Genomic DNA, 15,515 nt, shown 5'->3' with positions numbered 1-15,515 from the left:
TGTGAATTTTAAATATTAACGTTAAAGTATTAATAGTTTTTCAGTTTTTTTAGCAGTAATACCGCCGGTTGTAGAACGTACTTTCAGTTCATAAATGTATATACCTCTGGCAATTTTTTCTCCAAAATCGTCTTTTGCATCCCAAAATATATTATTTACCCTATTACCTGCAGTATTTATAGTTTGATTGATGGTTTTAACTAAACGCCCAGTAATGGTTCTTATATTAATTTGAACCTCTAAATCTTGGTTTGGATAATTATGTTCAAACTGAAAACTTGTACGTGTTGTAAACGGATTTGGGTAATTTAAAACATGAGCCAATTCTAATGCAGCTGTTTCTTTAACCTCAAAAGTTATAATTTGTTCTGCCGAGTTATTAAAAACATCCCATGCTTTTACTTTTAAGGTATATAGCCCTGCGGTTAAACCATTAAATTGATATTTAACCACTCCACTTTGGTAAGAATCTAAATTTGCTTGATAGAATTCGTTTAATATAATACTTCTATCATTCATGTCAACGCCACTTAAAGTAGCAACAATATCATGTCCTATTCCAATACCGGTAGTATTAATTCCACTTAAATCATTCAAATTAACTAGTAATATTGGATTTGCGTTTGTAATTCCCCCCGAAACAAAATTTTCATCATTTAAAAAAGTCTGAATGGTTGGTCCTTGCTTATCATTATCTGCATTAGCAGCTAAACCACCAATATTTATAGTTGAATTTGCTCCGCTTGCTTCTAAAACATTATTATTAGCGTAATAACTAATTTTACCTTTACCAACTTGTAAATTAATATCCCTAGGTACTATAAACTCGAAACTAAAACTGCCATCAGAAACTGTTGCTTTACCTTTATATAAAATATTTTTTTGAAGCTCAAACGCCTGAACAAAGCTCCCATTAACTTGATTATCTTGCCCTAATGTGCTTATTTTTGATGGTTTATCAAATATTGTAGGATAAACAACCCCGTTAAATTGAGATCTAATTTGACCATTCTCATCTCCAACAAATCCTTTTATAGTTACTTTTTGCCCTGCCTTCAAAGTATCTGGCAAAGTGGTTGTTATCACTTTATTTATAGGAATTGGAAACAATGCCGTTGGGTCTCCTAATAGCGTAAAGTTTCTTGAATTAATATTTAAACCCCCAACATTATTGTTTTTAGCCTGCAAAAATATTTGTCCAAAGCTAACTTTTTTTGTACTGTTTGCCGGGTTAAAAAGTGCCCTCAAAAAGCTCTGGTTCAGATCAAAATTATAGGATGCAAATACAATACGAGTGGTACTAAATATTGACGGCACTCCATTGCTTTTATTGATAAGAGAAAGCTCTCCTCCTGATACGGTTTCCGGATCGTCCCAACGGCTAAAAGAACAAGTTGCTGTAAATATTATGGCTAATTTATCTGGATTTCGCCATTCATGTATATCGTTTAATGTTAATACCCTTTCTTGTGCCCAACCACTTTCGCCTCCATGCCCTGTGTAATTAACTAAAAAAGTACCTGAATTTATTTTTTGATTTAGCGCCTCTTTCGCTTTTGGGTAAGTTGTACCCCCGGCTGCGTTTTCTTGCTGGTAAGCGTCAAAATAAATTTTATCAATATTTTGATTTGGCGAGTTTTGCATTATTAAATTTGCATTTGCTTCCGCTTGATTTAAATGCAAATTATTATCCTCATCATCCGCAACAATAGTTATTTGGTTACGCCAATCTGCAAAACTGCCAGCTTTCTCATAATCAATCAATTTATCAACAACATTTTTAGCTTCCGTAATTGTTTTTGCCGGAATACGCCCAACGGCAATATCTAACAAACCTGGGTTAGTAACAAAATCTTCTGGAAAAGCACCTTCACTATCATCTAACAATGCAAAATAATCATCAGAGGTATAGCTTTGTGTAGGTGATAGTGAATTTTCTGACTGATAAGTAACCACAAAGTTATTTTCTTTGAATTTTAGCATTCTATTATCAAAAGAACCTTTCCCAAATAGCAGTAAATATTTTGGCATTAATGCCGTATTAACTCCTGCCCTATCATAAAACATTTTTACAAAATCTCTAATTGCAGTTGCATCTCTTCCACCTGATGAAAATTCGTTAAAAACTTGTTCTGTTGTTACTAAATTGTAGCTGATTCCTTGTGTTGCTTTTCTGTAATCTGCCAATCTTTTAGCCTCATTAAAAAACTGTGCTGCGGTAACAATTAAAAAATCTGCTTGAGGCAAAGCATGCAAATTCTGATTTTGAATTTTACCTACAAATGTTGGTTCCTTAGTGCCAACTTGATTGAAAGCCACATATTCTTTTAAAGTTGGCGTGTTGGCAACAAAATTAGCACTGTTGCCGTTAAAATTTAAAACGTCATTTTTAGGATTATAAAAATCTGTAATATCCCAAACTTTAGCATCTGTAGTTAGTACATTTAAATTAAAAAGACTGATGTTATTCGGTGCAAAACCATCTAAATCTCTAAACCTTAAATAACCATTAAAATCTGTAAATGCTCTCTTGCAATTAATCTCAATATAATCTAACCAAGCATTTGCGGTAGAGTTAGGCTTATTATAAGTTATATTTACAGTTGCAGTATTTCCAACTATTCCTGTTATATTATAAATACTACTTATTGGTTTTGCAAAATCTGTTTCAAAATTTTGAGGCACCGCTGTTGAAGTTAAATTATACAAATTTTGATTATTAACTTTAACAGTAGCATTTGAAACTACATTTGCCCTAATAGCCATGTTGGTTTTAACATAAAATGGCGCTGTACTTTGCAACCCCGAAACATTGAAATCGAAATTTCTATTGCTGTTAAACTCAAAGTCCTCGCCATACCAATTTCTTCCCGATTTCATACTAGAAGTAATTAAAGTATATAAATCTTGCTCGTACAACTGATAATTATTGAAGCTGTTGCTTGTATAATTTGGAGTTTGCGTAATTCTGGAATTTTGAATAATTCTTTTACCCAAACCCAAATCAACATTAATAAAATAGTAAGAACTATCAGTATAAAAGTTTTGCTTATGCTCAAAATATTGATTGTTTTTTAATTCCCACTTTGTGTTGCCTGGGGCATAAAACAACACATAATCAGTATTATCAAATTTACCATCTGCTTCACCAAAAACTTCTATAGCATTTTCTTGTAAATCATCTACTCTTACCGCACTATTACTTTGCGGCAGAAGGTAACCTCCATTACCATAAACTCTAATGTTTTTGGGGTTAATTAAATTTACATCAATACCCATTTTTCTAAAAAAATCGCTATTTAACTTATAAATTCCCTCATTTTTAACAGCTATTTTAAACCAATTTCCAGAAGCCAAAATAGAGGTATTCTTATAAGTATTAGCTGAAAAACTTATGTTTGCATCTTCTCTTAAGGCATTAATTAAAAGGCTATAACTATCTATTTTAGAAAAACTTCCATCAGTATTTTTAACGATTGGCAGAAAACTAACCAATAAATAGGCCTGCTTTTTCTCTAAAACTGTATGGTAATTTATCTGAACATCATTTTTTATTACTGATAATTGAGAATAATTTTTATCAATTATGGCCGCTGAGGTTTCATTTAATACAACACTAACCCTGTTTTTTTTACTACTTACTGGGATTTTGAGATAAACCATTGGAAAATCTGCAAATTGGGAAGGTTGGTATCTTGGAAAGTAATTGGTGTTAGAGTTTTTTTTAATTTTATTGCTCAAAACACTATCAGATGCCCAGTTAATAATATATTTTTCTGGCTGATTTTGTGCGAAAACAGAAGCTAAATGGATAAAAAAAACATTAACTATGATAATTAGCTTATATACAGTGCTTTTCAAAATAAAATTTTATTTATCTTTATTGTAACTATTAGTTAGTTTTAAACGTTTGAATATATAAAATTATTGAAGCTTAGTGTAATTTTAATTAATCAAATGTGATTAATCATAATTTTTTATTTTTAGCTTTGGAAACACAATAAAGCACATGAGAAAAATTATTTTACCTGTACTTGCTGCATTTGTCGCCCTAACTATGGTGATATCTTCTTGCAAAAAATCTGGTAGTTCTGGTTCTAAAAAAACTGGAGCGGCATATAATGCTAAAAGACCAGGCTCTCTTCAAGTATCTAATAAAGTTAAACCAACACCAGGCCCAGGCTTAGTACACATTGAAGGTGGTACTTTCGTGATGGGTGGTTCAAATATTGATGATATTGGATTTGATTACGCTGCACCAAAAAGACGAGTTACTGTTGCAACATTTTACATGGATGAAACAGAAGTAGCTAACGTTGATTGGTTAGAATATTTAAACTGGATAAGAGAAGTTCCACAAGACCCAAGATGGTATTACGAAGCTTTACCAGATACTTTGGTTTGGAGAAGCCCTTTAGCTTATAATGAACCTTACGTAAATAACTACTTAAGACATCCTGCTTACCAAGATTACCCAGTTGTTGGTGTTACTTGGGAACAAGCAGTAGCCTATTCTGATTGGAGAACTAACGTTGTTAACGAAAATTTATTAAGGAATAAAGGTGTTTTAAGTGATTGGAAGTCATATTCAGCTGCTAAAAGTGGTGTTACCGGTAAAGGTGCTCCAAAAGCTGGTGCTGCAAAAGTAAGTACTGATCCGTTTAATTTAGACATGTATTTAAATGGCCAGTATGATGATAAAGGAAAAGGTGCTCCAAAAGTATTAAACCCAACAGGGAATGCCCCTGCCGCAGGAGGAAAAAAAGCTGGTGCAGAGCAAAGATTTGCTAAAATTGAGGATGGAGTATTTACACCTGGTAGATATAGATTACCAACTGAAGCAGAATGGGAATATGCTGCTTTAGCTTTAATTGGAACTGCAAACAATAATATTGTTAATAATAGCAAAATATATCCATGGGATGGTTTAGGAATTAGATCTGCAAATAAAAATACAAGAGGTTTAATATATGCCAACTTTAAAAGAGGTGCCGGAGACAATATGGGGGTTGCTGGTTATTTAAATGATGGTGCAGATATTACAGCTCCTGTAAATGCTTACATGCCAAATGATTTTGGATTATATAATATGGCTGGTAACGTGAGCGAATGGGTTTTAGATACATACCGCCAAATGTCTTTTGATAAAGTAGAAGATTTTAGCCCATTTAGAGGTAACGATTTTGAAAATAACCAATACGATACTAACGGTAAAATTGAAACCTTAGGTAAAAGTAATGTACCTATTAAAGTTAACGCTACATCTGGTAAAAAAGATTCTTATGCCGCTCAAGCTAGTAAGTATGGTAATGTAACAGAATTAAGTCCTTCAACACCAGACGCTATAGATACTACTAAAATGCCTATGTTAAAACCAACTTTTAGTGCAGATCAAAGAGGTGCTTTAGATCAACAAAACTTGGACTTATACGGTAAAATTACTTTAGTGAATGACCGTTCTAAAGTTTATAAAGGTGGTTCTTGGAATGATAGAGCATATTGGTTAAATCCAGGTACTAGAAGATATTTAGACCAAGGCGAAGCAAGTTCTGAAATTGGTTTTAGATGTGCAATGAGTAGTGTTGGTGATCCACAAATAAATAAAAAGAGTACCCCTCAATTTAAACAACCAAAATCAAGAGTTGGATTTAGAGGTAAATAATATTTAAAAAAGATTTTAAAAAAGGCTAAACCATTATGGTTTAGCCTTTTTTTGTGGTGTTTTTTTTTATTATTTGTAGCGCTTTACCAATTAATATTCCAATGTTGATTTAAGGGCGATTCTTATTTTTAGAATCATATTAAGGTAGTTTTTATTAGTAGCCTAATCAATTCCAAATATTTATTAATATTTAGAGCTTCCTATTTCTTTTTCTCTCTCGAATTTTTATAGGCTTTAACAGCTAACATAATTACAGCAGAAAAAACAATAAGACCAATCAATCCATAAATCCAATCTACAGCATTTTTAAGGATAACTGTGAATACGATAGCTACTAAAAATATTGTAGCTAATTCATTCCATAATCGAAGTTGAGTGCTTGTCATTATAAATTTACCAACCTTAAGTTGATTAATAATTCTTTGACAAATAAAATGATAAACTAACAGACCTGCTACAAACCCTAATTTAACCAGCATCCAATCCGCCTGAATTAAATATGGATTTAAATATAGCATGGTAACACCCGCAGCAACGGATAAAACCATAGCTGGTGTGGTAATGATATTCCAAAGCTTGGTTTCCATAATTTGAAACTGTTTTTGGAGAATTTCTTTTTCTACCTCTGGCTTCTGATTAGCCTCCGTATGATAAATAAATAAACGCACAATGTAAAATAAGCCTGCCATCCAGCTTACTACAAATATGATATGAACGGCGAGTACATATTTATACATTTTAAATGAAAAGTTAAAAGTGCAAAGTAAAAAATTAGCAAGTCAAAGTCCTTCTCCTTCGGAGAAGGATTTAGGATGAGGCCACTAATACCTAAATTCTTTAACTACATCTATAGCATATTTCACATTATCAAAAGGAATATCAGGCATTATACCATGTCCTAAATTAAATATAAAACCATTTTCACCACGCATACGCTCAAATAAACGATGAATTCTATCTTTAATCACATGCTTTTCTGCATATAAAATATGAGGATCTAAATTCCCCTGAACCGCTAAATTTGATGAGAAACGTTGTTTAATATCTTTCAAATCAGCATTCCAATCAATTGAAATTACATCAGGTTTGGCTTCTGCCATTAATGGTGCAAAAACTGAGCTTCCTTTACAAAAAGAAATTACCGGAACATCTTTTCTGTTTAATTTTGAAATGATTTCTGCGTTATAATTATGAGAAAATTCTTTGTAATCATCCCAACATAAAGCCAAAGCCCAACTATCAAACAATTGAACTGCATTAACACCAGCAGCAATTTGAAGATTCAAATAATCGGCAGTAACGGCAGCTATTTTGCTTAATAGTTTATGCGCTAAATCTGGGTGATTGTGGATGAAAAGTTTGGTTAGTTTAAAATCTTTTGAGGACCCACCTTCAATTAAATAACTCATCACTGTAAATGGCGCTCCCGCGAAACCAATTAATGGAATAGAACCATTTAAACGTTGTTGAATAACTTTAATGGCATCGGCAACATATTGCAATTCGCCCATTACATCAACACGTAAATTGTCAATGTCTTGTGCGTTTCTTATTGGGTTAGCAAATTTTGGCCCTATACCTTGGGTAAAACTTAAATCTCCTCCCATGGCCTCACCTGTTACTAAAATATCGCAAAATAAAATAGCTGCATCAATTCCTAATAAATCTACAGGTAACATGGTTACATCAGCCGCAATTTCTGGAGTTTTACACATCTCCAAAAAAGAATATTTGTTTTTGATTTCCCAATATTGGGGCATAAACCTACCTGCTTGGCGCATCATCCAAACTGGCGGACGTTCTGTTTGTTCTGAAAATGCTGATTTTATAAATAAGGAATTGTTCATCTAATTTTTTGTATTTCTTTTTCAATATTATTTAAAATGCTTTTGTACTTAGCAGTTAACGGTAGTTTTTCGGATTGTCTAATCCACTCCAACCCTTTTTCTTTATCTTTATTACGTAAACTAATATTTGCCAAATGCATCAATGCTACGCCTAAATCATTAGCTCTTAAACCTAAAACTGCTGCTTTACCTAAATGATACTCTGCGTTACCAAAATCTAATTGATGTACAGCAATACAACCCAACATAAATTCATAATAAGGCTTGCGTCTTTTATTTAGCAAAGCAGGTCTTTTAATGCTTAAAAGTAGTTCTTTGGCTTTTTGGTAATTTTTAAGTTTATGCTGCTTTGCGGCTAAAATAATTGGGCCCTCTTTAAAATAACCCCAAATTACTAAGGCAATAAACATTAAAGCAAGAGCTGCAATTTCATAAACTTTTAAATAGGCTGCAAAAGCAGCTACCAAAAATAACAAACATGAAACAGCAATTCTCGCCTTGTTAGTAAACATAAATTATGAATGCCCGTCGGTAAATTTATAACCTACCCCTCGTATAGAATGAAAGTAAATTGGATTTTTTTGATCTGGCTCGAAATACTTCCTAAACGTCAAAATAAAATTATCAATGGTACGGGTTGATGGATAAACATCATAATTCCAAACCGTTTCTAAAATTTGTTCTCTCGAAACTGCTTCATCTTTACGCTCAATTAAAAGCTTTAAAAGCATAGTTTCTTTTTTTGTTAAAGGAGTTATAGTTCCATCATCGTTTTTCAACTCAAAAGAATTAAAATAAATAGTTTTATCTCCAATTTTATAAGAGTTGATTTCTTTTAAATCATCTCCTTTCATACTTCTTTTTATTAGGTTATGAACCCTAAGAATTAATTCTTCTAAATTAAAAGGCTTTGTCAAATAGTCATCTGCACCTTTTTTTAAACCTGTAATTCTATCTTCTGAAGTGTTTTTAGCAGTTAAAAACATAATAGGTACTTCACTGTTTTCTAAACGAATAGTTTCTGCAACCTGAAAACCATCAATTTCTGGAACCATTACGTCCAAGATAATAAGATTAAATTTTTCTTCCTTATAAACTTTAAGTGCTTTTTTACCATCGGTAACGGCTCTTACAAAATAACCCTCTAATTCAAGGTTTAATTTAATGGCCTCAAGAAGATGCTCTTCATCTTCCATCAATAATATTCTTTGTTTTACTGACATGTTCTTTTTATTTAATTAAAAGAAACTTCAAAAACCGTTCCTTTTGGTTGGTTATTCTTAACTTTAATTTGCGCTTGATGATGATCAAGTACTTGTTTTACAATAAATAAACCCAAACCAGTCCCTCTTGTTTTACGCGTATCCTCACTTCCTACTCGGTAAAATTTATTAAAGATTTTTGGCTTTTCAATATCCGGAATTCCTATTCCAAAATCTGTTACATTAAAGCACACTATACCGTTTTCTTTACGATGTAAACCTATATGAACAGGCATACAGTCTGGAGAATATTTAACAGCATTTTCAATCAAATTAGTAATTACTGATGCCATCGAAAAATGATCTCCAGTAATGTAAATATTAGGATCTATGGAGGTAACAATTGCTTCTTTGCTACAAACATGTATTTGCAAGCGAGCTACAATTTTTTCTACCATTTCAGATAAATTTAACTCTTGTTTAGGAAAACTATAAGATTTATTCTCAATTTTAGTTGCCAGCAACATATTTTCTACCAAATCGTCTAAACGTTCAACATCCAATAAACATTTTGTAATAAAACTACGTTGTTGTTCCTTATCTAATTCTCTTTTATTAATGGTTTGTAAATAGAGCTTTATAGATGCCAAAGGCGATTTTAACTCGTGAGTAACAGATAAAAGAAAGTTTTTTTGTTGCGAACTAATTTTTTTCTCTTTGTTTATTGCTTGATGTAGTTTATAAATACCAAATGTCATTAAAGATAAGAAAACAAATCCCTCGCCCATCACCATTCCTCTTCTAGCAGGTTCTAACTCTACAAGCAAAGTTGCCCACCAAAAAAGTTGGGCAAAAACATAAAAAGCTAATGCGTAAAATATGGTTATGGGTTTAAAAGACATATTTATTTATTCTTAAAAACAATGTCTAAACAATCAAATATAGCTCTTTTTGCTTTCTCTAAATCCATTTTACTATGTGCAGCAGAAATAAACCCTACTTCATAACCAGAAGGTCCAAAATAAATACCTCTGTTTAGTAATTCGCGGTGCATTGATTTAAATTTATCCATACTTGCTGGGTCAATAGCCTCCGAAGTTTGAACTTTTTCCATATCAGTAAAAGCAAACCAAAATATAGACCCAATAGTGAAAACCTTAAATTTATAATTTTTTGAAGCTGCGTAACGCTGAATAGATGCGGTGAACTCTTCTGTTTTGTTATTTAATTCTTTATAGAAACCAGATTTAGCCAATTCAGTTAATTGTGCAATTCCTGCCGCCATAGCCACAGGATTGCCTGATAAAGTACCAGCTTGGTAAACACTTCCTTCCGGAGAAATGTTTGACATGATTTCTGAAGATCCCCCGTAAGCTCCCACGGGCAAACCACCACCAATTATTTTCCCGTAAGTAATGATATCTGGTTGAATTTGATAATAACCAGCAGCACCTTCAAAACCTACTCTAAAGCCAGAAATCACTTCGTCAAAAATTAATAATGCGCCGTTTTCTGTACAAATTGAACGTACATACTCTAAATAATCTTTATCCTGTAATAATAAACCATTATTTGCTGGTACTGGTTCTATAATTACACAAGCAATTTGATCTTTAAACTGACTAAAAGCTTCTTTTAAAGCGTTTTTATCGTTCAATGAAACTACAATTGTATCATCAGCAAAAGCTTTTGGAATACCTGCTGAAGAAGTTTCTCCAAATGTAACTAACCCCGAACCTGCTTTTACTAAAAGCGAGTCACTGTGTCCGTGATAACAACCTTCAAACTTGATGATTTTGTCTCTTTTAGTAGCGCCTCTTGCTAATCTAATTGCCGACATTACTGCTTCTGTGCCAGAGCTTGTAAATCTTATTTTTTCTAAAAATTGATTATTTTTGACAATCAGCTCTGCCAATTCAGTTTCTAAAGAGGTAGGTGCGCCAAATGACATTCCGTTTTGCATCACCTCTATCACTTTTTCTCTAATTTTCGGATGGTTATGCCCTAAAATTAGTGGCCCCCAAGAACAGCAGAAATCTATAAATTCGTTTCCATCTGCATCCCATAAGCGACAACCATCTCCTTTTTCAATAAATAATGGCGTACCGAAAACAGATTTGAAAGCTCTAACCGGAGAGTTTACTCCTCCTGGAAAATATTGTTTAGCTTTTTCATACAATTCAGCAGATTTTTCTCTTACGATGTCTGGTTTTTCACCATAAACCAAATTGGGTTCATCATTTGAATTGAAGATATTTTTTATAGAATCAAACATATTATTGAGCGTAAAACTTAAGGCTTAAAGCCGAAAGCATATTAAATCCAGTTATTTTTTAAAACTTCTTTAGCATGATAGGTCAAAATCACATGAGCACCAGCTCTTTTTATTCCCATTAGTGTTTCAACTGTGGCTCTTTCTTCATTTAACCAACCATTTTGTGAGGCTGCTTTAATCATTGCATACTCGCCACTAACATTGTAAGCCGCAATAGGTAAATCAAAATTATCTTTTAATAATTTAATCACATCTAAATAGGCTAAAGCAGGTTTTATCATTAAAAAATCGGCTCCTTCTTGTGTATCTAAAGTAGCCTCTATTAAAGCTTCACGCTGATTTGCAGGGTTCATTTGATAAGTTTTTTTATCCCCAAATTTAGGTGCCGAGTTTAAGGCATCCCTAAATGGGCCATAAAATGCACTTGCATATTTTGCTGTATAAGACATAATAGAAACATCAGAAAACCCATTACCATCTAAAGCTTCTCGTATGTACTGCACCCTACCATCCATCATATCTGATGGTGCAATAATATCTGCTCCAGCTTGAGCCTGAGCCACAGCCATATTGGCTAATATTTTCAATGTTTTATCGTTGATGATTTGTCCATTTTCTACCAATCCATCATGTCCATCAGAACTGTAAGGATCCATAGCTACATCTGTAACCACACAAACTTCTGGAAAACGAGCTTTAACTTCTTTAATAGCTCTTAAATATAGCCCATTTTCATTTAAACTTTCAGAAGCGGTTTTATCTTTTAAAGATTCTTCCAAATTTGGAAAGAGATCAAAAGATTTTAAACCTAACTTTAAACAACTTTCTACTTCATGTAATAAATTATCAATAGAATACCTAAAAATACCTGGCATAGATGCCACTTCGGTTTTTTTCTGATTTCCATCGATTATAAATAATGGAAAAATAAAGTCAGAAGCATGAAGATGATTCTCCTGCACCATGTCTCTAATCACCTGCGATATTCTATTTCTTCTTGGTCTGTTTAACATTTTTATAATTTTTTGGTCTTGAGCTTTATACTATTCAATCAGTCTCAATACTCAATACACTCTACTCAATACTAATTTACATCTATCCCAAAAACCACCTCAGCTAATCCAATCTCATCAGGTGAAGCTGGTAAAATATAATCTACTCCCATTTCTTCAAACTTTTTACCAGTCGATTTTCCAATCGCCACAATCTGTTGTCCAGGGGATAGCAAATTATCTGCAAAATAAGCATCCACATTAGATGGACTGGTAAAAACCAAAACATCAGCAAAGCTTTCATTTACATTTTCTTCTAAAATAGTTTCGTAAATGGTTAAATCTATGATTTTAGTTTCTGCAGAAAGTCCGTTTTGAATGGTACGTAAAGAGTCTTTAGCGGACGGAAATAAAATAGTCTGTCCATTTGCTATTGCTGCAAATTCCTCTGCAATTTCTTGAGTGTCGCTGCTTTCTCCAACAAATGAAACAGTCCTTCCTAATTGGCGTAAAGCTTCTTCAGAACCTCTGCCTACTACACCAAATTTAATCTCTTTCGATAAAAGAGGCATCAAACTGAAAAAATACTCAATACCGTTTTTACTACTAAAGAAAATCCAATCTACATGTTTAAAGATATAAGGATCTATTTTATGAATAGTTGGAACTGTTCTGATTAAGGAACGAGCTTCAACCTCAATCTCATGCTTATCTAAAGATCTTCTGAAATAACTATGCTCACTTAATTCTCTTGATATAAAAACTTTTTTAGGTAGCTTTCTATTTGCAATATCAAATTTTGATAATATCTTTTCTGCTAAATCCTCAGTTGTTTTAGAAGTAATGTATAACCTATCTGGAAATTCGTCCTGATCAATAGATTTTGTAGTCCAAACATGAAAAACACTTTCTTCGTCTTTTTTGCAATAGCACCCTAAAGGCATGTGGCAGCCACCATCAAAAAGGTTTAATACTTTACGCTCTACAGCAATTTGCTCGGCAACGTCAGCATCATTAATCAACTGCAAAATATCAAATAATTCTTTGTCTTCTTCTCTAATTTGAATTGCCAAGACACCTTGAGAAGGCGCAGGAACTAATTCTGCTGTAGGTTCAATTTCTTCGATATAGAATTCAGACAAGTCTAATTTCAATCTACTCATTCCAGCTCTAGCCATAATTATAGCATCATAATTTTCATCTCTTAACTTTTGAATTCTAGTGTTCACGTTTCCACGTAAGTTTTCAAACTCCAAATCAGGACGTACAGCTAATAATTGAGATTGCCTACGGTTAGATGATGTGCCAACGGTTCCATTATGTTTTACGGAAAGTTTTTTTGAACTATCAACACAATCCTTTAAAATTAAAATAATCTCAGACGGGTTTTCTCTTTCAGAAACTGCAGCTATTATTAATCCAGGGGGATTAACAGTGGGTAAATCTTTATGAGAATGTACGGCTAAATCTATAGATTTTTCTAACAAATGTTCTTCAAGCTCTTTAGTAAAAAAACCTTTTCCTTCTAATTTGTCTAATCTAAGATTTAAAATATTGTCACCCTGAGTTTTAATTATTTTTAACTCAGTTTTAATATTAATCTTAGCTAATTTATCTTTTATATGATTAGCTTGCCATAAAGCAAGGTCACTTCCTCTTGTTCCTATAGTTATTATTCTATCCAAAATACAATGCTATTAAAATGCAAAAATAGGATTAAGAAACAGATGCCAAAATATTTAATTATTTTGATAAAGCGAGATGATTTAGTCGTTGTTTACCAAAATATCTTTGGCCATTACCATCGGAACACTGATGTATTTTTTCTCCATATAATTCATCACTTTTTCCAATACCAATCTAGAATTTTCATCCAAACCATTTATCTCGTCAACAAAAACAGCATTTAATGCCCTGCTTTTTATCTCCTTTATTTTTTGTGGAACTTCACTCATTGCTAGTTCCACTCTTCTTTGTTTTAATATCGGCCTAAACTCTTTAATGTTTTGCTCAATAATCGCCTCGCCACTAATTAACTCTTGATAGCGCTCTTGTAAATTCTTTTCAGCAGTTTCTTTTAAAGATTCTACTTCAATGTATTGAACTTTATGATTAACCAATACCTCAGCGGCTGTATCATTCGGAATAGCTAAATCAACAATTGTTTTTGGTGAGTTATCACCATTAAGCAATTTAGTATATAATTCTTCAGTTATAATAGGATCTGTAGCGCTTGTGCAAGTTATAATAACATCAAAACCTTTTTTAAATGATTGCAATTCGTGTAATTCAAAGGCCTCACCTCCTAAATCTTTAGCTAATGCTTGCGCTTTGCTTAAAGTTCTATTAAAAACAGAAAAATTAGTATAAGTATGCTTTTTCAAATACTTTGCAATATTCTGATTTGTTTCTCCTGCTCCAATAATTAATACCTGAGAATTGGAACATACTTTTAAATCTCGCAATCTCCTGTAAGCCAAAGAAACAATAGAAATTGGATGTTTAGAAATATTGGTATAAGTATAAACTTCTTTTGCTGTTTTAACAACCCGCTCCATTACCAATCTTAAATAATCACCAGTAAAACCTTTAATTCTACAACCTTCGTAAGCTTTCCTAACTTGGGCTAATATTTCCTTCTCACCAACTACTAAACTTTCTAAAGAGCTAGAAACACGCATTAAATGATTCAATGCGTCCTCTTTATCAAAAATCAAAGCCTTCTCAACTACTAATTCTAATTGCTCTGTTAGCAAATGCTCACCATGTAAAGTTGATAAAAAAGATCTTACAAATTTTCTATCTAAATGCTGTTCCGCAGTAAATACAAATTCAACCCTATTACAAGTTGCTAAATAAAAAATTTCAGGAATATCAAATTTAGATTTCACAAAATGAAGTCGCTCTTCAATAGCCTCATTACATAACACCAAACAACCTAATTCTTTCAAATCAATCTGTTTGTGTGTAAACGCTATAACCTTTAAATACTTCAAAAATGAATAATTTTAAACCGTTACAAAAGTAACCTTGCAACTAATAGATTATGTCAATCATTTGTCAATTGAACCAATTTAGAAGAAATATAAATAAGTGTTTTATGATTAAAATCATTTACAATGATTTTAATCATATTTTTTGTTCAAGACCACTAAATCACTAGACAGAATACTGACAAAGGTTTAACTCTAAACCTAATGAGGACAATAAAAAAACAATTTACGATAGCGCAGAGAGTAAGTATTTTAAAGGAAGCAGCCCGCTCCTACAGTTACCGTTGCCTATATACGAGTTAACTTCTTTAAACTCTTTTCGCTCGGAGCACATAGTAGCCTCAAAAGTCATTCTTAATAATTCTTGATAGCCGTTCCTTCCGATTCTACATCGTCAAAGATTGCTGAAATTTGTTGTTGTTGTTGTTGTTGTTGTTGTTGTTGTTGTGTAAAGTCCATATCGTCAATTTGGAATTGCAATAGTTTATTAGAGGTTTTTTATTGTCAGATTATTGTTTTTTGAGTAGCATTAATTAGATTTATA

11 protein-coding genes are annotated in these 15,515 nt (G+C 32.5%); 1 reads left to right on the top strand and 10 read right to left on the bottom strand.

Annotated features, from left to right (window positions below; genetic code table 11):
* Positions 1–21 precede the first annotated feature (21 nt).
* Positions 22–3,861: a type IX secretion system sortase PorU gene (gene porU / locus ACFSSE_RS10665; protein ID WP_379045322.1), complete on the bottom strand. Its 3,840-nt coding sequence runs from the start codon at positions 3,859–3,861 to the stop codon at positions 22–24.
* A gap of 148 nt (positions 3,862–4,009) precedes the next feature.
* Between porU and ACFSSE_RS10660 the strand changes: the two genes are divergently transcribed.
* Positions 4,010–5,662 (top strand): SUMF1/EgtB/PvdO family nonheme iron enzyme, encoded by a 1,653-nt coding sequence (locus ACFSSE_RS10660; RefSeq protein WP_379045326.1) that lies wholly within the window; start codon positions 4,010–4,012, stop codon positions 5,660–5,662.
* 200 nt (positions 5,663–5,862) lie between these two features.
* On the opposite strand, the gene ACFSSE_RS10655 is transcribed toward ACFSSE_RS10660, so the two are convergent.
* The 9 genes from ACFSSE_RS10655 to hemA all read right to left on the bottom strand — a co-directional run bounded on the left by ACFSSE_RS10655 (position 5,863) and on the right by hemA (position 14,974).
* Entirely contained in the window at positions 5,863–6,399 is a 537-nt protein-coding gene (locus ACFSSE_RS10655) for a CopD family protein (RefSeq protein WP_379045329.1), read from the bottom strand.
* A gap of 84 nt (positions 6,400–6,483) precedes the next feature.
* The gene (gene hemE / locus ACFSSE_RS10650; protein WP_379045332.1) at positions 6,484–7,509 is read right to left on the bottom strand and encodes a uroporphyrinogen decarboxylase; all 1,026 of its coding nucleotides are present in this window, start codon (positions 7,507–7,509) and stop codon (positions 6,484–6,486) included.
* Positions 7,506–8,021 (bottom strand): tetratricopeptide repeat protein, encoded by a 516-nt coding sequence (locus tag ACFSSE_RS10645; protein ID WP_379045335.1) that lies wholly within the window; start codon positions 8,019–8,021, stop codon positions 7,506–7,508. Before ACFSSE_RS10645 ends, hemE begins: the two co-directional genes overlap by 4 nt.
* Before the next feature lie 3 nt (positions 8,022–8,024).
* Positions 8,025–8,732, bottom strand: coding sequence for a response regulator transcription factor (locus ACFSSE_RS10640; RefSeq protein WP_379045338.1), 708 nt, complete (start codon positions 8,730–8,732; stop codon positions 8,025–8,027).
* An 11-nt stretch (positions 8,733–8,743) separates the two neighbouring features.
* Positions 8,744–9,613: a sensor histidine kinase gene (locus ACFSSE_RS10635; RefSeq protein WP_379045341.1), complete on the bottom strand. Its 870-nt coding sequence runs from the start codon at positions 9,611–9,613 to the stop codon at positions 8,744–8,746.
* Between the two features lie 2 nt (positions 9,614–9,615).
* Positions 9,616–10,986: a glutamate-1-semialdehyde 2,1-aminomutase gene (hemL, locus tag ACFSSE_RS10630; protein WP_379045344.1), complete on the bottom strand. Its 1,371-nt coding sequence runs from the start codon at positions 10,984–10,986 to the stop codon at positions 9,616–9,618.
* A 41-nt stretch (positions 10,987–11,027) separates the two neighbouring features.
* Positions 11,028–11,999: a porphobilinogen synthase gene (gene hemB / locus ACFSSE_RS10625; RefSeq protein WP_379045347.1), complete on the bottom strand. Its 972-nt coding sequence runs from the start codon at positions 11,997–11,999 to the stop codon at positions 11,028–11,030.
* Positions 12,000–12,070: 71 nt separating this feature from the next.
* On the bottom strand, positions 12,071–13,663 hold the full coding sequence (gene hemC, locus ACFSSE_RS10620) for a hydroxymethylbilane synthase (RefSeq protein ID WP_379045350.1): 1,593 nt from the start codon (positions 13,661–13,663) through the stop codon (positions 12,071–12,073).
* An 81-nt stretch (positions 13,664–13,744) separates the two neighbouring features.
* Complete coding sequence (hemA, locus tag ACFSSE_RS10615; protein WP_379045354.1) at positions 13,745–14,974, bottom strand: glutamyl-tRNA reductase; 1,230 nt, start codon at positions 14,972–14,974, stop codon at positions 13,745–13,747.
* Between the last annotated feature and the right edge of the window lie 541 nt (positions 14,975–15,515).

Origin of the sequence: Pedobacter alpinus, from assembly GCF_042684645.1 — a bacterium.
Lineage (GTDB): Bacteria > Bacteroidota > Bacteroidia > Sphingobacteriales > Sphingobacteriaceae > Pseudopedobacter > Pseudopedobacter alpinus.
The sequence above is the reverse complement of the archived record's forward strand: the minus strand, read 5'-3'. Positions and strand labels throughout refer to the sequence as shown.

Bases quoted from the DNA above. Each gene is read 5' to 3' on its own strand.
- ACFSSE_RS10635 (WP_379045341.1), bottom strand. From the start codon at position 9,613: ATGTCTTTTAAACCCATAACCATATTTTACGCATTAGCTTTTTATGTT.
- hemE (WP_379045332.1), bottom strand. From the start codon at position 7,509: ATGAACAATTCCTTATTTATAAAATCAGCATTTTCAGAACAAACAGAA.
- hemL (WP_379045344.1), bottom strand. From the start codon at position 10,986: ATGTTTGATTCTATAAAAAATATCTTCAATTCAAATGATGAACCCAAT.
- ACFSSE_RS10660 (WP_379045326.1), top strand. From the start codon at position 4,010: ATGAGAAAAATTATTTTACCTGTACTTGCTGCATTTGTCGCCCTAACT.
- ACFSSE_RS10645 (WP_379045335.1), bottom strand. From the start codon at position 8,021: ATGTTTACTAACAAGGCGAGAATTGCTGTTTCATGTTTGTTATTTTTG.
- ACFSSE_RS10655 (WP_379045329.1), bottom strand. From the start codon at position 6,399: ATGTATAAATATGTACTCGCCGTTCATATCATATTTGTAGTAAGCTGG.
- ACFSSE_RS10640 (WP_379045338.1), bottom strand. From the start codon at position 8,732: ATGTCAGTAAAACAAAGAATATTATTGATGGAAGATGAAGAGCATCTT.
- hemB (WP_379045347.1), bottom strand. From the start codon at position 11,999: ATGTTAAACAGACCAAGAAGAAATAGAATATCGCAGGTGATTAGAGAC.